The 17471-nt window shown below is 69.8% G+C and carries 19 protein-coding genes and 3 pseudogenes; 13 read left to right on the forward strand and 9 right to left on the reverse strand.

All coding sequences use genetic code 11. The features are described 5' to 3' along the window. Positions 1-24 precede the first annotated feature (24 nt). Positions 25-816, reverse strand: coding sequence for an IclR family transcriptional regulator (locus VJT49_RS10285; RefSeq protein WP_324164520.1), 792 nt, complete (start codon positions 814-816; stop codon positions 25-27). A gap of 124 nt (positions 817-940) precedes the next feature. Between VJT49_RS10285 and VJT49_RS10290 the strand changes: the two genes are divergently transcribed. The 4 genes from VJT49_RS10290 to VJT49_RS10305 are packed head-to-tail and all read left to right on the forward strand — an operon-like array spanning position 941 to position 4641. Continuing rightward, complete coding sequence (locus VJT49_RS10290) at positions 941-1132, forward strand: hypothetical protein (protein ID WP_324164521.1); 192 nt, start codon at positions 941-943, stop codon at positions 1130-1132. Next, positions 1129-2025, forward strand: coding sequence for a 5-dehydro-4-deoxyglucarate dehydratase (locus VJT49_RS10295; protein WP_324164522.1), 897 nt, complete (start codon positions 1129-1131; stop codon positions 2023-2025). The genes VJT49_RS10290 and VJT49_RS10295 overlap by 4 nt, the downstream gene beginning before the upstream one ends. Then, complete coding sequence (locus tag VJT49_RS10300; RefSeq protein WP_324164523.1) at positions 2022-3179, forward strand: hypothetical protein; 1158 nt, start codon at positions 2022-2024, stop codon at positions 3177-3179. The genes VJT49_RS10295 and VJT49_RS10300 overlap by 4 nt, the downstream gene beginning before the upstream one ends. A gap of 10 nt (positions 3180-3189) precedes the next feature. Further along, entirely contained in the window at positions 3190-4641 is a 1452-nt protein-coding gene (locus VJT49_RS10305) for an aldehyde dehydrogenase (NADP(+)) (RefSeq protein ID WP_324164524.1), read from the forward strand. 82 nt (positions 4642-4723) lie between these two features. Here VJT49_RS10305 and VJT49_RS10310 read toward each other — a convergent pair whose 3' ends face one another. Genes VJT49_RS10310 through paaI form a run of 3 tightly spaced genes read right to left on the reverse strand, consistent with a single transcriptional unit; the run spans position 4724 to position 7064 of the window. Then, positions 4724-5329 (reverse strand): TetR/AcrR family transcriptional regulator, encoded by a 606-nt coding sequence (locus VJT49_RS10310; protein WP_324164525.1) that lies wholly within the window; start codon positions 5327-5329, stop codon positions 4724-4726. A gap of 14 nt (positions 5330-5343) precedes the next feature. Further along, a complete protein-coding gene (gene paaK, locus VJT49_RS10315) occupies positions 5344-6690 on the reverse strand; it encodes a phenylacetate--CoA ligase PaaK (protein ID WP_324164526.1) in 1347 nt (448 codons plus the stop codon). After that, positions 6687-7064 carry a hydroxyphenylacetyl-CoA thioesterase PaaI gene (gene paaI, locus VJT49_RS10320; protein ID WP_324164538.1) on the reverse strand — a complete coding sequence of 126 codons (378 nt, stop codon included), beginning with the start codon at positions 7062-7064 and terminating at the stop codon, positions 6687-6689. The genes paaK and paaI overlap by 4 nt, the downstream gene beginning before the upstream one ends. Before the next feature lie 175 nt (positions 7065-7239). Here paaI and VJT49_RS10325 point away from each other — a divergent pair. Continuing rightward, positions 7240-7853 (forward strand): annotated as a pseudogene (locus VJT49_RS10325) (aldehyde dehydrogenase family protein); the annotation flags it as partial. Then, positions 7852-8115, forward strand: coding sequence for a 1,2-phenylacetyl-CoA epoxidase subunit PaaB (gene paaB / locus VJT49_RS10330; protein WP_324164527.1), 264 nt, complete (start codon positions 7852-7854; stop codon positions 8113-8115). The pseudogene VJT49_RS10325 and the gene paaB, both read left to right, overlap by 2 nt. Positions 8116-8398: 283 nt before the next feature. On the opposite strand, the gene glnA is transcribed toward paaB, so the two are convergent. Further along, positions 8399-9823: a type I glutamate--ammonia ligase gene (gene glnA, locus VJT49_RS10335; protein ID WP_324164528.1), complete on the reverse strand. Its 1425-nt coding sequence runs from the start codon at positions 9821-9823 to the stop codon at positions 8399-8401. 340 nt (positions 9824-10163) lie between these two features. Between glnA and VJT49_RS10340 the strand changes: the two genes are divergently transcribed. Beyond that, on the forward strand, positions 10164-11033 hold the full coding sequence (locus tag VJT49_RS10340) for a class II glutamine amidotransferase (RefSeq protein ID WP_324164529.1): 870 nt from the start codon (positions 10164-10166) through the stop codon (positions 11031-11033). On the opposite strand, the gene VJT49_RS10345 is transcribed toward VJT49_RS10340, so the two are convergent. After that, on the reverse strand, positions 11023-12102 hold the full coding sequence (locus VJT49_RS10345; protein WP_324164530.1) for a glutamate--cysteine ligase: 1080 nt from the start codon (positions 12100-12102) through the stop codon (positions 11023-11025). The genes VJT49_RS10340 and VJT49_RS10345 overlap by 11 nt on opposite strands. Positions 12103-12171: 69 nt before the next feature. Between VJT49_RS10345 and VJT49_RS10350 the strand changes: the two genes are divergently transcribed. From VJT49_RS10350 to VJT49_RS10365, 6 genes are all read left to right on the forward strand, one after another. Beyond that, on the forward strand, positions 12172-13386 hold the full coding sequence (locus VJT49_RS10350) for an NAD(P)/FAD-dependent oxidoreductase (protein ID WP_324164531.1): 1215 nt from the start codon (positions 12172-12174) through the stop codon (positions 13384-13386). Positions 13387-13489: 103 nt separating this feature from the next. After that, the gene (locus VJT49_RS35155; RefSeq protein ID WP_414635891.1) at positions 13490-13702 is read left to right on the forward strand and encodes a family 20 glycosylhydrolase; all 213 of its coding nucleotides are present in this window, start codon (positions 13490-13492) and stop codon (positions 13700-13702) included. Positions 13703-13754: 52 nt separating this feature from the next. Next, positions 13755-13976 (forward strand): family 20 glycosylhydrolase, encoded by a 222-nt coding sequence (locus tag VJT49_RS35160; protein WP_414635892.1) that lies wholly within the window; start codon positions 13755-13757, stop codon positions 13974-13976. Positions 13977-14034: 58 nt separating this feature from the next. After that, entirely contained in the window at positions 14035-14319 is a 285-nt protein-coding gene (locus tag VJT49_RS35165) for a hypothetical protein (RefSeq protein WP_414635893.1), read from the forward strand. 64 nt (positions 14320-14383) lie between these two features. After that, on the forward strand, positions 14384-15469 hold the full coding sequence (locus VJT49_RS10360) for an FAD-dependent oxidoreductase (protein WP_324164532.1): 1086 nt from the start codon (positions 14384-14386) through the stop codon (positions 15467-15469). Between the two features lie 12 nt (positions 15470-15481). Then, positions 15482-16471 (forward strand): LacI family DNA-binding transcriptional regulator, encoded by a 990-nt coding sequence (locus tag VJT49_RS10365; RefSeq protein ID WP_324164533.1) that lies wholly within the window; start codon positions 15482-15484, stop codon positions 16469-16471. 52 nt (positions 16472-16523) lie between these two features. Here the strand turns inward: VJT49_RS10365 and VJT49_RS10370 are convergent, their stop codons facing one another. The 3 genes and pseudogenes from VJT49_RS10370 to VJT49_RS10385 form a co-directional block, all read right to left on the reverse strand. Beyond that, on the reverse strand, positions 16524-16829 hold the full coding sequence (locus VJT49_RS10370; protein ID WP_324164539.1) for a hypothetical protein: 306 nt from the start codon (positions 16827-16829) through the stop codon (positions 16524-16526). A 261-nt stretch (positions 16830-17090) separates the two neighbouring features. After that, positions 17091-17243: pseudogene (locus VJT49_RS10380) on the reverse strand (hypothetical protein); the annotation flags it as partial. Between the two features lie 56 nt (positions 17244-17299). Further along, positions 17300-17471 (reverse strand): annotated as a pseudogene (locus tag VJT49_RS10385) (IS982 family transposase); the annotation flags it as partial.

Genomic DNA, 17471 nt, shown 5'->3' on the forward strand with positions numbered 1-17471 from the left:
TGCCTTCCCTCCCAGTTCCTTCTGTCAGCGGATTCCGGCCCGGCGCAGGCGCTGGCCGAGTTCGGCGGCGGTTTCGGCGAGCAGTTCGCCCACGGAGGCGGCTTCCTCGTCGTCGACCTGGCCGAGGGGCATCGAGCAGCTGATCGCGTCGGTGCCGGGAATGCGGTACGGCACGACGGCGGCCACGCACCGGATTCCCGGTGTGCCTTCTTCGATTTCGGCGGCGTAACCGCGCTGGCGGGTGCTCTCGCATTCGGCGTAGAGCGCTTCCAGGGAACTGATCGTGTTCGGGGTGAGCGCGTGCGGCGGGTCGGGGTACAGCGCGGCGATCTCGTCCTGGGTCAGTTCGGCGAGCAGTGCCTTGCCCAGCGCGGTGGCGTGCGCGGGCAGCGTCCGGCCGACCCGCGACACGAGGTGGGTCGACCGGCGTGACTCCCTGGTCTCCAGGTAGACGACCTCGGCGCCGTTGCGTCGCGCGTAGTGCGAGGTCAGGCCCGTGCGCTCGCGAATGATTTCCAGCGCCTCGGTGGCGTAGGGCATCGCCGGGTCCCGGTCGAGGTAGGCGGTGGCGCAGATGAGCGCCCGCACGCCGAGGCGGTACCGGGCGTTGCCGGTGTCGGCTTCCAGCCAGCCGGCCTCGAACAGGGTGCGCAGCAGGCCGTGCAGGCTCGAGCGGGGGAAGCCGGTGCGCGCGTGCAGGTCCGAAAGCGAGAGCCAGGCGCCCTGGGTCGCGAAGGTTTCGAGGAGTTCCACCGTGCGGCGCGCCGATTTCACCCCCGACGGTTCGGCGACCTGCGCCTCCGCGGGGTCGGTCATGACCACTCCTCAGGCGTTCGTTGACTTGCGATGGGTGCCATATTAGCTTCTGGATGCTGTTCGCATTAACAAACAGCATCAATATACGGACTATGTTCACTTATGTGAACAGGCAGGGGGCACAGTGCAGCTCTCGACCGGCCTGATCACCTACGACGTGTACGTGGCCTGCCGGACGACCGTCGTCGCGGCGCCGATCCTGGTTTCGCCGGTGGTCTACATCGGACTGGGTGCGATCGAACGGCCGGCCGACGCGATCACCGACCCGTGTCCCCGGACGCCGTCGCCGGGTCTGAAATCTGGAGTGCCCGCATGAGTTTGGACGGTTTGCTCGCGTTCCCGCTGACCCCGTTCACCGACGACCTCGACCTGAACCCCGACGCCTTCGCCGACAACGTCGAAGCGCACGTGGCCTCGGGCGCGGCGGCACTGTTCGTCGCCTGCGGCACCGGAGAGTTCAGCGCGCTGTCGCCGGACGAGGTGGCGATCCTGCTGCGGCGGGCACGCGAGGTGGCCGACGGCCGCGTGCCGGTCTGGATCGGGGCCGGCGGCGGCGCCGCGAACGCCAGGGCGGGGGTGGCGGCGGCGCGGGCTGGTGGCGCAGACGGCGTGTTGCTGCTGCCCCCGTACCTGGTTTCCGGTGCGCCACACGGGCTGGCCGCGCACGTGCGGTACGCCGTCGGGGACACCGGCGTCCCGGTGATCGTCTATCACCGTCCGCCGAGTGTCTACACCGCGTCCTCGGCGGCGGCCCTGCTGGACATTCCGTCGGTGATCGGGCTCAAGGACGGCTTCGGCGACGTGGACCTGATGACCCGGATCGTCACGACGATCCGGGCCCGGGACCCGGAGTTCCTGTTCTTCAACGGGTTGCCGACCGCGGAGGTGTCCGCGCGGGCCTACGCGTCGATCGGGGTGGCGCGCTATTCCTCGGCGGTGCACTGCTTCGCGCCGGCGATCGCGACCCGGTTCCACCGGGCGCTCGCCGACGGCGAGGACGACGTGATCGAAACCCTGCTGGCCGGGTTCTACCTGCCGCTCGTGGCGTTGCGGGACGAGACACCGGGTTTCGCGGTATCACTGGTCAAGGCGGGCGCGCGGGTGCGCGGGCGGAAGGTCGGCGGGGTACGGCCGCCGCTGACCGAGCCGACACATGACCAACTCGGCCGGCTGGAGGGCATCATCGAGCGGGGGCTGGCGCTGGTATGAGGGTGACGGGATACGCCTACCCGTGGAATGTCGTGGAGGAGCCCGGTTTCCCGGAGCGGGCCGGTGAACTCGGGGTGGACGAGGTCGCGGTCGCGGTGTCGTATCACTCGACGCGGGCGGCCACTCCGTGGTCACCCGAGCGCACCGCCGTGCTCGCCCCGCACGCCGCCCTGTACCGGCCGTTCCGGGAAGAGGGCTGGGGCCGGCTCCGGCCCGGAGTGCCGGACTGGGTGGCTTCCCAGGACAGCGCCGGCGAGGCGGTGGCGGCGCTCAACCGCGCCGGCGTCCCGGCCGCGGCCTGGGTGGTGCTCACCCACGATTCCCGGCTGGGCGGCCGGTTCCCGGATCTGGCCGTGCGCAACTGCTTCGGGGAGACCTATCCGTGGGCGCTCTGCCCGGCCCAGGAGGAAGTGCGGGAGTACGCGGCCAAGCTGACCGGGGAATCGTTGCGGGAACTGGAGGTCTCCTCGGTCATCCTGGAGGCCTGTGGCCAGCTCGGGGCGATCCACCAGTGCCGGCACGAAAAGACCGACGCGGTGTGGGCGCCCGCGGTGGCGCGGCTGCTTTCGGTGTGCTGCTGCCCGGCGTGCGCGAGCGGGTGGGGGCTGGATCCCGGGGAAGTCATCCGAGGTCTGCGCGCGGAGGTCGCCCGCCTGCTCGCCACCGGCGACCTTTCGGTCACCGAGGACGAACTGGAATTCCGCGACGTGCTCCTGGCCGCACGGCAGCGTTCCGCCGACACGCTGCGGCAGGCCGTCCTCAGCCGGATCGGCCCGGGAATGCGCGTGGTGCTGCACGGCGCTGTAGATCCGTGGGTGACCGGTGCCTTGCCGGGCCTGACCCCCAGGGCCCCGGAGGAGGTGGACGCCGTCGTGCTGCCGTGCTGGCAGCCGGCGGCGGCCACGGTCGACGCGGTCGCGACCGCAAGGGCCACCCTTCCGGCTACGGTGGACGTCGGAGGTTATGTGACGGCGGTGGGCGCGAACGAGAACCCGGACATCGAGGCCTATGTCGCCGAGCTGGGCAAGGCCGGGGCGTCCGAGTTGCATCTCTACCACCTCGGCCTGGCCGGCCCGGCCCGCTGGCCGGCGATGGCGGCCGCGGTGTCCGGCGCGCGCACCGGGTTCTCCGGCGGTGCGACCCCCAGGACGTGAGAAGGGAACCATGGAGACCGACGCGAACGAACTGCGGCGAGTGATCGGGGCCGCGGCGGAGGCCGCGCCGAAGATCGCGGAGAGCACCCCGGCCGAGCGGGCCACGTGGCTGCGTGCCGCCGCCGACGCCCTCGACGCGGCCGCGGACGAGCTGATTCCGTTGGCGGCGAAGGAAACGCACCTGCCCGAGGCGCCACGGCTGCGCGGTGAACTGGCCCGGACCACCTTCCAGCTGCGGCTCTTCGGTGAGGTGCTCACCGACGGCGCGTTCCTCCGCGCGACGGTCGACCACGCCGATCCACGGTGGCCGATGGGCCCGCGGCCGGACATCCGGCGCACCGTCGTGCCGATCGGCCCGGCCCTGGTGTTCGCGGCGAGTAACTTCCCGTTCGCGTTCAGTGTGGCGGGCGGCGACACCGCCTCCGCGCTGGCCGCGGGCTGCCCGGTGGTGCTCAAGGCGCACCCCGGCCACCCCGGACTGTCCACTCGCACCGGTGAGGTGCTGCGCGAGGCGCTGATCGCGGCCGGTGCCCCGGCGGGGATCTTCGACGTGATCCACGGCGTGGAGCCCGGCGTGACCGCGTTGAAGGACCCGAGGATCGCGGCGGCGGCGTTCACCGGCTCGGTGCCGGGCGGGCGCGCGCTGTTCGACATCGCCGTGTCCCGGCCGGCGCCCATCCCGTTCTACGGTGAGCTCGGCAGCGTCAACCCGGTGGTCGTGACCCCGGGTGCGGTCAAGGTGCGTGGCGCGGAGGTCGTGAAGGGCTACGTGGGTTCGTTCACGCTCGGCACGGGACAGTTCTGCACGAAGCCGGGTCTGCTGTTCCTGCCCGAGGGACACGGCCTCGGGGACGCGCTGCGCGACGCGGCGGGGGCGGCTCCCGGGCAGCCCATGCTCAACGAGCGCATCGCCGGTGGCTTCACCCACGACCTCGCACGGCTGCGTGACCAGCCGTCGGTCACCGTGCTGGCCTCGGGGGACCCCGACGGCGACCTGTTCCGGCCGACGCTGCTCACGGTCCGCGGCGAGGACTTCCGGCAAGCCGGGGAGGTGCTGCGGAACGAGTGCTTCGGGCCTTCGTCCATTGTGGTCACTTACGCCGGCCAGGGCGAGCTGCTCAAGCTCCTCGACGAGCTCGAACCCGGGCTCACCGCCACCGTGCACGCCGAGGAGACCGAGGCGGAGGACGTCCGCGTGCTGCTGCCCGCGCTGACCCGGCTGGCCGGTCGGCTGCTGTGGAACGACTGGCCCACCGGCGTCACCGTCAGCTGGGCCCAGCAGCACGGCGGCCCGTACCCGGCCACCACGGCGCCCACCACCACCTCGGTCGGCACCGCGGCGATCGAACGTTTCCTCCGCCCGGTGGCCTTCCAAGGCTTCCCGGACGCGCTGCTGCCGCCGGCCCTGCGGGAGGCCAACCCCTGGCAGCTCCCACGCCGCGTCGACGGGAACCGCAGCTAGTCCCGTTCACGTTTCGGCTGGTCAACGGGCTGCACCAAGACGTTCTCCTGGGTATCACCGCAGGTCAGCGGCTCATGTGCGGCTAGTCCTTTTCGCGGATGCGCAGGCCGTCGAAGGCGACCGCGACGACTGCGTCGGCCAGTTCCTCGGGGCCGACGCCGCCGCGCGGCCGGTACCACTCGATCAGCGAGTTGATCATGCCGAACAGCAGGCGGGCGGCGGTCGCCGGATCGACGTCGGGTCGCAGGTCGCCTTCGGCCGCGGCCTTGGTGACCAGTTCGCCGACGATGTGGTCGAACTCCCGGCGCCGCGCGAGCGCGTCCCGTTCGACTTTGGTGTTCCCGTGCACCCGGAGCAGCAGCGTCACGAACGGCAGGCGGTCGACGAGCACCGTGACGCTGCCGCGCACGAGATGTTCGAGCCGGTCGACGGCCCGACCTTCGACCGCGTCGAGTTTCTCCACCTCGGCGAAGAGCCCGTCCAGCGCACGGTCGACCGCGAGGCGGAGCAGTTCCTGTTTGCTGGGCACGTGGTGGTAGATGGCGGACTTGGTGATGCCCAGCTTGCGGGACAGGTCCTCCATGCTGGTGCCGTCGTAGCCGCGTTCGTTGAACAAGCGCGCCGCGACCGTCAACAGCGACTCCAGGTCGTAACCCGGTCTGCCTCGTCTGGGCGGTGCGTTCTTCATCGGTCGAGTATCCGTTATGCGGGTGGGCGCTCGTCGATCACCCGGCGCAGTTTTCCGACCGATCGTTCGAGCGTGTCGGGGTCGAGCACTTCCACACCGACCGTGACGCCGACGCTGTCCTTGACCCGGGACGCGATCTCCGCGGCGGCCGGCACCCGGCGCTGCGCGGGCGTGTCCTCGCGGGCCTCGACGAGGACGGTCAGCTGGTCCATCCGATCCTTTTTGGACAGACGGAGCTGGAAGTGCGGGGCCAGCCCTTCGGTGGCGAGCACGATCTCCTCGATCTGGGTCGGGAAGACGTTGACGCCACGCAGGATGATCATGTCGTCGCTGCGGCCGGTGACCTTGTCCATCCGCCGGAACGACGGGCGGGCGGTGCCGGGGCGCAGGGTGGTGAGGTCGCGGGTGCGGTAGCGGATGACCGGCATGGCCTGCTTGGTGAGCGAGGTGAACACCAGCTCGCCGGTCTCACCTTCGGCGACCACGTTCCCCTCGACCGGGTCGATCACCTCGGGGTAGAAGTGGTCCTCCCAGATGTGCAGGCCGTCCTTGGTTTCCACGCATTCCTGCGCCACGCCGGGTCCCATCACCTCGGACAGGCCGTAGATGTCCACGGCGTGGAGGTCCATGCGGTTTTCGATCTCGGCCCGCATCCGCTCGGTCCACGGCTCCGCGCCGAAGATGCCGACCTTGAGCGAACTGGTCCGCGGGTCGATGCCCTGCCGCGCGAACTCGTCGAGCAGGGTCAGCAGGTAGGACGGGGTGACCATGATGATCTCGGGCGCGAAGTCGGTGATGAGCTGCACCTGCCGCGCGGTCATCCCGCCCGACGCCGGAATCACCGTGCAGCCCAGCCTTTCCGCGCCGTAGTGCGCGCCGAGCCCGCCGGTGAACAGGCCGTACCCGTAGGCGACGTGCACCTTGTGGCCGGGACGCCCGCCTGCCGCGAAGATCGACCGCGCCATGACGCTCGCCCAGGTGTCCAGGTCGGCCTCGGTGTAGCCGACCACGGTGGGTTTTCCGGTGGTGCCACTGGAGGCGTGGACGCGGCGCACCTGCCCCCGCGGTACGGCGAACATCCCGAACGGGTAGTTGTCCCGCAGGTCGGCTTTGGTGGTGTAGGGGAACTTCGCCAGGTCGGCCAGCTCGCGGCAGTTGTCGGGATGGACGCCGGCCTCGTCGAACTTCCTGCGATAGCAGGGCACGTTCTCGTACGCGTGCCGGAGTGTCCACTTGAGACGGCTCAGCTGGCGGGTGCGAAGCTCGTCCACGCTCACCCGCTCGTCCGGGCTCCACTCGTCCGGACTGGGGGCGGCGCCGAGGCGCTTCGCCGCCGGCACTTCGTTGTGCGTGGCGGTCATGCCGACTCTTTTCCGATCGTGTGGCTGCGGCCGCGGAACTCCGCGATGACCTGGCCATCGCGGTGCACGGTGACGTCGTAGATGCCGTTCCGGCCGAATCGGGTGCGTTCCTGGGCGGTCGCGATCAACTCGTCACCCAGGTTGGCACTCGCCACGAAGGTGATCTCGGCGGCCGCCGCGACGGTCACCGGGCCGTAACTGTTGCACGCGCACGCGAAGGTCGTGTCGGCGAGCAGGAACAGGTAGCCACCGTGCGCGATCTTGTGCCCGTTGACCATCTGCTCGGTGACCCGCATCCGCGCGACCGCACGCCCCTCCGCCACCTCCAGCAGCTCGATGCCGAGGCTGCGCGACGCAACATCGTCGGAGAACATCGCTCGCGCGCTTTCGCCGGTCATGGGAGCACGCTACCACAAGTTTCTGAACGTTCGGTTGGTAAATCGACTTGTGACCTGACCCGGAGGATCGCTGGTGTTGCTGCGTAGCCATGTCGGTGGTGAGTGGTATGCGGCCGCTGGTGGCGGTATGCCTCTGCGCGATGCGGTGACGGGTTCGGTGCAGTTGGTGTGTGGTGGTGTGGGTGACTTGTCTGATCATCCGCCTGAGCAGGATTTGGTGTCGTCTACGGGTTCGGCGTCCACGGCTCAGACGTTGCGGACTCATCCGGTCGTTGTGCGGAACGGGGTGCGGTTCAACGCGGAGGCGGATTCGTTGAATTGTTGGGTGCTGGGTCCGGATGCGGTGGTGGGTACGCCGGGGTTTGATTTGTTCGTTACGCGGTTGGTTACGGAGATGACGGTGAAGGCGGGGCAGAAGTGCACGGCGATCCGGCGTGCGTTCGTGCCGGGGGCGATGCGATTGCTGGACGGCTGGCGAAGGTGGTGATCGGTAATCCGGCGAACCCGGTGGTACGGATGGGGGCGTTGGCGAGTGTGGAGCAGCGTGAGGAGGTGAGCCGGTCGTTGAAGGCGGTGCTGGCGGCGGGTCATGTCGTGTTCGGTGATCCGGAGCGGGTCGAGGTGGTCGATGCTGACGCTGAGCGGGGTGTGTTCCTGTCGCCGGTGCTGCTGGCCGGTGACCCGGATCGGGCTGAGCCGCATGAGGTGGAGGCGTTCGGGCCGGTGTCCACTCTGGTGTCCGATATCTCGACCGCGCAGGTGATTGTGGCCGTTGTGGGAAGTGTTCGTGCGCGGTAAGCGCGGGCTGAATCATGTGCATGTGGGGTCGCTGCGCGCCGCTGACGCCGAGGCGGCGTTGCGCAACGCGCGGGATCTCCACACCCGCCGCAACGAGGGCGTGTCCATCTGGGTGGCCGCCTCGAGCGAGATCACCGCGTCGAAGGACCCGTTTTTCGCGCCGAGTGCGGACAAGGTGTACCGGCACCCGACGTTCTGCGACCTTCCCGACACCGTCCCCCACCTGTGAGGCCAGGGTGAGGCTCACACGTCGTAGAACTGCGCAGGCGCCGCGTTGACCTGCACGTGGAGTACGGCGCCGCCTGCTCCTGTTCCACGGAGTCGACGAGGCCTTGGACGAGGTGGCGGGCCTGGTCGACGCGGGCTTTCCCGATGCGGCGGCGAAGCTGGCCGAGTACGCGTTGGAGCTGTTGGTGGGTCATGCCTTTGTGCTCGGACGGGTCTGTAATACACGGTCTGGAGTGCGCTTACCGACGTTTCCGCGGGTCGGCGCACTGCTCCGACCATGAGGCTCACACGTCGTAGGAGAGCGCGAACTCGTACGGATGTGGGCGCAGCCGCAGCGGGTCGATCTCGTGTTCGCGTTTGAACTCGATCCAGGTTTCCAGGACGTCGGGGGTGAACACGCCCCCGGCGAGGAGGAAGTCGTGGTCGGCTTCCAGCCGGTCGATGACGGCCTCGAGGGAGGCGGGCACCTGGGTGACTTCGCGGGCCTCCTCGGGCGGCAGTTCGTAGAGGTCCTTGTCGATCGGCGACGGCGGCTCCAGCTTGTTCTTGATGCCGTCCAGCCCGGCCATCAGCATCGCCGAGAACGCGAGATACGGGTTTCCCGACGAATCCGGGCAGCGGAACTCGATGCGCTTGGCCCTGGGGGAGGACCCCGTCACCGGGATCCGCACGCAGGCCGACCGGTTACGTTGCGAGTAGACGAGGTTGATCGGTGCCTCGAAACCGGGCACGAGCCGGTGGTAGGAGTTTACCGTCGGGTTGGTGAACGCCAGCAGGCTCGGCGCGTGGTGCAGGATCCCGCCGACGTAGTGCCGGGCCAGGTCGGACAGCCCGCCGTAGCCGGTCTCGTCGTAGAACAGCGGCCCGTTCTCGTCCCACAGGGACTGGTGGCAGTGCATGCCGGAGCCGTTGTCGTTGTACAGCGGCTTGGGCATGAACGTCACCGTGTGCCCGCTCTGCCAGGCGGTGTTCTTGATGATGTACTTGAACAGCTGCAGGTCGTCGGCGGCGTGCAGCAGGGTGTTGAACCGGTAGTTGATCTCGGCCTGCCCACCGCTGCCGACCTCGTGGTGCGCCTTCTCCACGTCGATGTCCACGGAGTGGAGATTGAGTACCATCGCGTCGCGGAGGTCCGAGAAGTGGTCCCGGGGCGAGACCGGGAAGTATCCCGCCTTGTACGGCGTCTTGTAGCCAAGGTTGCCGTCCGGTTCGTCACGCCCGGTGTTCCACCAGCCCTCGACCGAGTCCACCTCGTAGAAGGCGCGGTTCTCCGTATTGTCGAACCGGACGGTGTCGAAGATGTAGAACTCCGCCTCGGGGCCGAAGAACGCCCGGTCGGCGATGGTCGATTCGGCGATGTACTGCTCGGCCTTGCGCGCGATGTTGCGCGGATCGCGGCTGTACGCCTCGCGCGTGAACGGGTCGTGCACGAAGAAGTTCATCATCAACGTCTTCTCGGCCCGGAACGGATCCACGCGCGCGGTGTAGGGATCGGGCAGCAGCAGCATGTCCGACTCGTGAATGGACTGGAAGCCGCGCACCGACGACCCGTCGAACGCGACGCCCTCGCGGAACGCCTCTTCGTCGAACGACTTCGCCGGGACGGTGAAGTGCTGCATGATGCCGGGCAGATCGCAGAACCGGACGTCCACGAACTGCACGTTCTCCTCGGAGATGAACCGCAGGACCTCTTCGGAACTGGTGAACATCGTCGTTCGCTCCTTCCTGCGCGGCGATGCTGGGAAGAAAATTCACGGTATCAGTCTTCGGCGGCCGGAGGCTTCGCGGAGACTCGACGCCCGCGGCGGTCCCTCGCGCGAGGGACCTTTGACGGGCTGCCGCCGGCGAACCCGGAACTCGCGGGTCGCGAAAGCCCGACTCGCGGGTAGCGAAGGCCGGACTCGCCCCTCGCGAAAGCTGGACTCGCGGGGCGGGAAAAGCCGGACTCGCCCGTCGCGAGAGCCCGACTCGCGGGGCGGGAAAGTCGTCGGCCGGCCGAGTCAAGTGCCGGATTTCGGGTAGTCCGCGGCAGGGAGGAGGGAGCGCGCCATGTGCCGCTTGTTCGGGATGACCGCCGCGCCCCGCCGGGTGCGGGCGACCTTCTGGCTGCTGGACGCTCCGGACAGCCTGGCCCGGCAGAGCCGCCGGGAGCCGGACGGCGCCGGGCTGGCCACCTTCGGTCCCACCGGCGCGCCCCGGGTCCGGAAACAGCCGCTGGCCGCCTACGAGGACCGGCAGTTCGCCATGGAGGCCAGGGAATGCGCGTCGACCACCTTCGTGGCGCACATCCGCTACGCCTCGGCGGGTCCCGTCGAGCCACGCAACACCCATCCGTTCGAGCAACGTGGCCGGGTGTTCGCGCACAACGGCGTGCTGGACGGGTTGGACACCTTGGACGCCGAACTGGGGGAGTACCGCGAGCTCGTCGAGGGAGAAACCGATTCCGAACGCCTCTTCGCCCTGATCACCAAGCGCATCGACCGGCGTGACGGGGATGTCACCACCGGGATCGCCGACGCGGCGATCTGGGTCGCCGAGAACCTGCCCGTCTACGCGATGAACCTGGTCTTCGCCACGGCGAACGAACTGTGGGCGTTGCGGTATCCCGCCACGCACGAGCTGTTCGTCCTGGAGCGGGCGGCCGGCGGCAGGCACGGGCGGCGGCATCTCGAGCACGCCAGCCCCGCGGGCACCGTCCGCGCCCGGTCCGGGGATCTGGCCGTGTTCCCGGCCGTGGTGGTGGCCAGCGAACGGATGGACGAGGACCCCGGCTGGCAGCCGGTCCGGCCCGGCGAACTGGTGCATGTGGACGATCGGCTCGTCGTCCGCCACGAGATGATCCTGCCCGGCCCGCCGCGGTACCCGCTCAGCCTCGACCAGCTCGGCATGCGCGCGGCCGCGTCGCAGGTCAGCATTTGACGGCCAGCATCTCGATGACGTCGCCGAGGTGCTTCCGTTTCGCGAACGCGGCGCGCTGGCGTTGCGCGCCCCCGCCGGCCGTGCGGGTCCGGTCCAGCCGGTCCAGTACGAATTCGAGGTCGTCGTGGGTCGCGGCCAGGGCGGGCCGGACATGGCCGACCAGCTCGGTCAGCTGCTGGTCGACGGGCACCAGCAGGCCGTTGACCGGGTGCAGGCAACTGCCGGGGAGGCCGTCCCGGGCCGCCCGCCACAGGTTGGCCCGCAGCACTTCCTGCGGGGGCCGGGGAGGAGGCGCGCCGAGGCTGTCGAGCGCCCTGCCGACCAGTCCCCGCACGAGGACGCCGAGCAGCGCGGCTTCCTCGGCCGTGACGGCCACATCCGACACCCGGCACTCCAGGGTCGGCTGGCGTTCGGACAGCCGGATGTCCCAGTAGATCATTCCGCGGTCGAGCATCGCCTCGGAACGCAGCATCGCGGTGACGACGGTCTCGTAGTGGTCGAGCGAGGCGAAGATCGGCGGCGGCCCCGCCGACGGCCACCGCGACCACAGCACGTGCCGCCAGCTGCAGTACCGCGTGTCCTGGCCGTTGTTGTAGGGCGAGTTGGCGGCCAGCGCGAGCAGCACGGGAAGCCAGGGGCGAACGTGGTTGCTGACCGCGATCGCCGTCTCGCGGTCCGGGATGCCGACATGCACGTGGCAGCCGCAGGTGGTGCCGGTGCTGGTGATGGCGCCGAAATGCGCGGCCATCCGGCGGTAGCGGTCGGTCGGGCTGATTTCCGGCGGCGTCGTTTCGGCCAGCAGCGGGGTGGCGGTCGGCAGCACCCTCAGGCCGCGCCGGCACGCTTCGGCAGCCAGCCGTGCCCGTAGCTTTTGCAGCTGGCCCACCAGTTCCCCGGCGCTCCGGCAGATTCCGGTCGCCGATTCGACCTGGCAGCGGGCGAGTTCCAGCTGCAGGTCGCCTTCGGCGTCCCGGGCCGCGCGGACCACCTCCGGCCCGCTGAGCGAGAGGTAACCCATTGGATCGACCAGCAGGAACTCTTCTTCGACACCGACGGTGAGCACAGGCATGGCTACCCCGCCGCGGCGAATCGAATCGGACAACCGGGACGGAGACGGATGCTGGCTACGCTCATTCGGGTGAGGAGGTGCGACGTCCTCGTCGTGGGAGCGGGACCGGCGGGCTCGGTCCTGGCGGCGGCGCTGTGCCGGGCGCGTCCCGAACTGGACGTGCTTGTCGCCGACCGGTCGGTCTTTCCCCGCGACAAGCCGTGTGGCGACGGGATCAGCCCGCGCGCGGCGGTGCTCCTGCACGGGATCGGGGCCGGCGGCGTGCTGGACGGCTACCCGCCCAACGCGGCCTGCCGGATCGTCGGGCCCGGCGGGGAGACCGTTCGCAGCGACGGCATCCCGAGCCGGCAGTGGGGCGTGATCGCGGGCCACACGATTCCCCGCACGGTGCTCGACCATCGGCTGCTCGACTTCGCGATCGGCGCCGGCGCGGAGTTCTGGCCGGGTGCCCGCGTCACCGGAACCACGCTGGAACCGGGCTGGCGGACAGCCATCGTGCGCGAGGGCGCCCGCTCGGTGACCGTCCGGGCCCGGCTCCTGGTCGGGTGCGACGGCGCGTACAGCACCGTGCGCCGGGTGTTGGGGGCCGGGAAGGTGCCGAAGGCGACCACTTCCGTCGCCGCCCGTGCCTACCTGGAATGGCCCACTCCGGACAGTGGGCTGCGGCCGATCCGGTTCGTGTTCCGGCCGGGGTTCCTGCCCGGGTACGGCTGGTTCTTCCCGATCTCGCCGACCAGCGCCAACGCCGGGGTGGGGCTTTCAGTGGCCCGCGGCCGTGACCTGCACCAGGCGGTGCGCGAATTCCTCGCCGAGCTCGCGGCGGCGGACCGCACGCTCGATGTGCCCGCGCATGACCTGCGCGCACACCTGCTGCCCCACGACCGCCCGCCGCTCGCGTTCCGCCGGGCCGCGCTGGTCGGCGACGCGGCGTCGATGATCAACCCGCTGAGCGGTGAAGGGATCTACTACGCCCTCCGCGCCGGGCTCATGCTCACCGAGCGGCTCGCCTCGGTCGAGCTGGCCGACGCCGGCGCGCTCCGGGAGGCGTTGCGCGGGTACGAGCAGGCGTTCCGGGCGCGGTTCGCCAAGCACTACCGCAGCTCGCGGGTGGCCCGGCGGGTGGTGAGCCACGAACGGCTGTGCCGCGCCGCGATCGCCGCGGCGGCGGCCGATCCCCGGTCCACGGAGGACGCCGTGAGCCTGCTGTTCGGGGACGGCGCGACGGGCACGCCCGGGGTGGCGCGCCTGCTCGCCGGCGCGGCCCGCAACGCCGTCAGGCGGTGACCGCGCGGCGCGTTGCGGTAGTGGTCTGAACCTTGTACGGACCGCCAGTCGTGGCATCCGTTGCGCCGCCGGCTCCGCGGGGGAGCGCTACGCCCGCGAGACCTTGAGGCAACTGCACGGCCCGGACGTCTTCCGGGCCGCTCTGCTCCACAGTGGACTGTTTCCGCGCGGGATCGTGGGAGACTATCCGAGATTCCCCCGGCGCGGTTGCCTGCTCGACGTGGCACGGCATTTCCGGCCGAAGTACGAGGTGCCGCGCTTCATCGACCAACTGGCCGCGCACAAGCTGAACGTGCTGCACCTGACCGACGATTAGGCTGGCGGATCGAGATCCCGAAGTTCCCCCGGCTGACCGAGATCCGTTCGTGGTGGCGCGAATCGACGGTCGGCAGGCACAACGGACCGGAACGGGACGGCAGGCCGCACGGCGATTTCTACTCCGGCAAACGATCTCCGGGATCTCCGGGATCTCCGGGATCTCCGGGAAATCGTCGCCTACGCGTGAGCGGGCGATCACCGTCGTGCCCGAAATCGACATCCCCGGACGCTCGCGAGCGGCGATCGCGTCCTACCCGGAGCCCGGGGCCTAGGAGGTCTGGACCTCATGGGAAGGCCAGCCACGACCTGCTCGACCCCTTCGAGTCCACAGTGGAGTTCTTCCGCGCGGTGTTCGACGAGGTGATGGAGATCTTCCCCGGCGAGGTGATCATCGGCGCCTGGCGCGACGAACCCCGTGGTGCGTTGCCGGGCGCACAGGTCCCGGTGCGGACCGAGCACCTGGACACCGCTGAACCCGATCCGCGGCAACGCGCTCACCAGCCTGACCGGCCTGACGGGCTGGGCTGCCCAGCCTTACGGCGACGTCGAAACCGGCACCGGCGGGTCGCCCGGCTGACGTACCGGGCAATGGCGCCGCGCCGGCGTTCACGTTGACCGCGCTTGCCCTGTGTGCCTACGATGTAACTAGTTGCTGAAACTAGTTACATCCTGGGGTGTCGTGGCTGAGCACGTGGTTGTCATCGGTGCCGGCGTCTACGGCGCGGCGGTGACCGCTTCGCTGACGCGGCGGGGCGCCCGGGTCACCGTCGTGGACGCGGGCGAGCCGGCGGGCGGCACCTCCGGGGCGACGTTTTCGTGGATCAATTCCTGTGGCAAGCAGCCCCGGCCGTACCACGACCTGAGCGTCGCGAGTATGGCGGCGCACCGGAAACTGGCGGCCGAAGTGCCCGATGGCGATTGGTATCACGAGGGCGGCAACCTGGAGTGGGCCGCCGACGATGCCGGGCGCGAGGAGTTGCGCGAGAAGGTCGCGGGCGTTCTCGGCTACGGATATGAGGCGCGCTGGCTCAGCCGGGCGGAGGTGCTGCGCCTGGAACCGGACATCGACCCCGCCGAGGTACCGGCGGACGAGATCGCCTACTTCCCGCGCGAGGGCTGGATCGAGCCGGCCCCGCTGATCGCGCATCTCCTTTCCCGGGCCGGTGCCGAACTGGTGCGCAATGACGCGGTTACCGGCCTGGAGGTGACCGACGGTTTGGTGCGCGCGGTACGGCTCGCGTCGGGGCGGCGGCTGTCCGCGGACGCGGTCGTGAACTGTGCCGGGCCGCGGGCTGACCGGATCGCCAAGCTCGCCGGGCTCGACCTGCCCATGCGCAACACCCGCGGCGTGCTCATCTACACCTCGCCGGCCGCGGTCTCGGTGTCTCGCGTCGTCCATGCCCCGCACGTCCACCTGCGCCCGGACGGTGCCGGGCGGCTGCTGCTGCACACCCCCGAGATCGATGGCGCGGCCGGTGAGACCGGCGTCGCGCAGGCGTCGGTCGGCAAGGTGCTCGCGGCAGGCTGTGCGCTGTATCCGGGAATCCGTGCGGCGACCGTGGAAAGCGTGCGGGTGGGGGAGCGGCCCATTCCCGGTGACGGCCTGCCGGTGCTCGGACGCGCGGCCGGACTGCCCAACTTCCACTTCGCCGTCTCACACAGTGGCGCGACTCTCTGCGTGCACGCCGGTGACCTGGTCGGGGCGGAGGCGCTCGGCGAGGATCAGAGCGAAGCCCTTGCGGCGTTCCGGTTCGAGCGGTTCTGATTCCGGGTGGTCGTGAAGCGGGCAACCATCGGCGATGTCGCCGCGCAGGCCGGCGTGTCCACGGCCACGGTGTCCCGCGTCCTCAACGGCGGCGCCGTCACCGAGGCCACGGCCGGCCGTGTGTGGGAAGCGATCACCCGCCTCGAATACACGCCCAACGCGCTCACGAGAAGCATCTTCGCCGGGCGCTCCACCACCATCGGCGTGATCATCCGCGACCTGAGCAGCCCGTTCTATCTCGACCTGATCCGCGGCATCGACGAGGTGGCGGCCGCGTACGGCAGTCCCGTCATGCTCGCCAACACGTTCCGCCGGACCGACCGCGAGGTCGCCCAGGTGCGCACGATGGACGAGCAGCGGGTGCGCGGACTGATCGTCACGACCGGGGAAACGCCCGACGGCCGCACCCGCCGGATGGCCGAGGGCGGCACCCCGTGCGTGATCGTCACCCGTACCGTGCCGGACCCGCCGCCCGGCCTGCACTCGGTCAGCCTGGACAACTTCGCGGCAGGCCGGCTGATGGCCACGCACCTGGCCGGGTGCGGGCGGTCGTCCGTCGGCGTGGTCACCTCCGGGCGCCGGCCCTCCCAGATCGAGCGCACGGCGGGGCTCCGGCAGGGCCTTGCCGAACTCGGGCTGCCCCTGCCCGGCACCGCGGTCGCCGTCGCGGACAGCGAGAGCGAGGTGAGCGATGCCGTTGGCTCGCTCCTCGCGCTCCCGCTGGACGCGATCGTCTGCGTCACCGGCCGCCTGACCGTCGCAATCCACGCGGCGCTGACCGCTCGCGGCATCGCCATTCCCGGCGACCTCGCGTTCCTGACCATGGACGACTTTCCCTGGGCCCCCGCGCTCGGGATCACCGTGGTCACCCAGCCCGCCTACGAGATGGGCCGGAAAGCGGCCCAGCTAGTCGTCCACCACCCGGGCGAGCCGGTCCAGGCGGTCTTCGAGCCGGCCTTGATCGCCCGCACCTCGTGTGGCGAGTTGTCACTCCGGGCCTGAAACAACCGGCTGCCGATCGGCGACCCTTCCCCGGTGACTGCCCGCGATTCGCCTACCGGATGCGATGGTCACTGCTCTGGTACTTCACGTCACTGTCAACCACCACTTCGTCACCATCGGAACTTTCCCCGGAGGAGAACAGGCAGCTGACGAACGCGATGACCGAATCGGCACCGTCTCGCAGTCCACCAAGGGACGTGTGCACCACGTCGGCGGACTTCGTCGGTCTGCTTATCAGGAAGAACAGGATAAAAGCAGCGAAGACGACAATGAGGCATTTCTTCGTACCGGCCGACATGCGCACCATCCGATCGTTGTCCGGGCCGGCACACGCCGCCCGACGGGAACCATCGGACATCCTGCGCACACACCGTCACCGCGCCGAAACAACGAATCACGCGGGTCAGCAGCCAGGCCGCGGAGGGAAGCGCCACGAACGCGACGAGCGCCGCGATGTTGTGCACGTTCCCGCTCAGCGAGCGCGGCGCCCCGGGCGGGTCGACCTCGAACGAGGACGCGTCATCGCCGAACCGTATCCCCGGGACGGACCCCAAGCCGGACCGCTGGCGCTTCTTGGGACGGCGCGACGGTACGCATGGGCAAGAGAGCCGCCGGCTCGTCACTTCTCGGTGACGTGACCGAGCATCTGCAAGGTCAGCCGCTGGTAGAGACGCACGATATCGCTGGGACCGTACCGGTCGTCGTCGCGGAACCACTCGCGCACACCGTTGAGCATGTCGAGGACTGCCATGGCCGAGATCGCGGGGTCTTCGACGTCGAAGGTGTGCCTTCATCGACCCCTAGATGATTGATGCGGTGAAGTTGGTGTTAGTGATCGAAGGCTGTGAGTGAGCGTTTTCTGGTCACGCCGGTTTCCCAGTTGTGCCAGATGCCGGCGGCCATGGCCAGTAGGCGCTGCGCGATGCGGGTGAACACCCCGGCGGGGGTGCGCCCGCCGTGCCGTTCAAGATCGAGTTGTCCTTTCAGGGTCTGATTGACC

Origin of the sequence: Amycolatopsis sp., from assembly GCF_035276945.1 — a bacterium.
GTDB lineage: Bacteria > Actinomycetota > Actinomycetes > Mycobacteriales > Pseudonocardiaceae > Amycolatopsis_E.

Excerpts from the sequence above, each read along its gene's own strand:
- VJT49_RS10285 (WP_324164520.1), bottom strand. The coding sequence starts at position 816 with ATGACCGACCCCGCGGAGGCGCAGGTCGCCGAACCGTCGGGGGTGAAA.
- VJT49_RS10295 (WP_324164522.1), top strand. The coding sequence starts at position 1,129 with ATGAGTTTGGACGGTTTGCTCGCGTTCCCGCTGACCCCGTTCACCGAC.
- VJT49_RS10300 (WP_324164523.1), top strand. The coding sequence starts at position 2,022 with ATGAGGGTGACGGGATACGCCTACCCGTGGAATGTCGTGGAGGAGCCC.
- VJT49_RS10305 (WP_324164524.1), top strand. The coding sequence starts at position 3,190 with ATGGAGACCGACGCGAACGAACTGCGGCGAGTGATCGGGGCCGCGGCG.
- VJT49_RS10310 (WP_324164525.1), bottom strand. The coding sequence starts at position 5,329 with ATGAAGAACGCACCGCCCAGACGAGGCAGACCGGGTTACGACCTGGAG.
- paaK (WP_324164526.1), bottom strand. The coding sequence starts at position 6,690 with ATGACCGCCACGCACAACGAAGTGCCGGCGGCGAAGCGCCTCGGCGCC.
- paaI (WP_324164538.1), bottom strand. The coding sequence starts at position 7,064 with ATGTTCTCCGACGATGTTGCGTCGCGCAGCCTCGGCATCGAGCTGCTG.
- glnA (WP_324164528.1), bottom strand. The coding sequence starts at position 9,823 with ATGTTCACCAGTTCCGAAGAGGTCCTGCGGTTCATCTCCGAGGAGAAC.
- VJT49_RS10340 (WP_324164529.1), top strand. The coding sequence starts at position 10,164 with ATGTGCCGCTTGTTCGGGATGACCGCCGCGCCCCGCCGGGTGCGGGCG.
- VJT49_RS10345 (WP_324164530.1), bottom strand. The coding sequence starts at position 12,102 with ATGCCTGTGCTCACCGTCGGTGTCGAAGAAGAGTTCCTGCTGGTCGAT.
- VJT49_RS10370 (WP_324164539.1), bottom strand. The coding sequence starts at position 16,829 with ATGTCCGATGGTTCCCGTCGGGCGGCGTGTGCCGGCCCGGACAACGAT.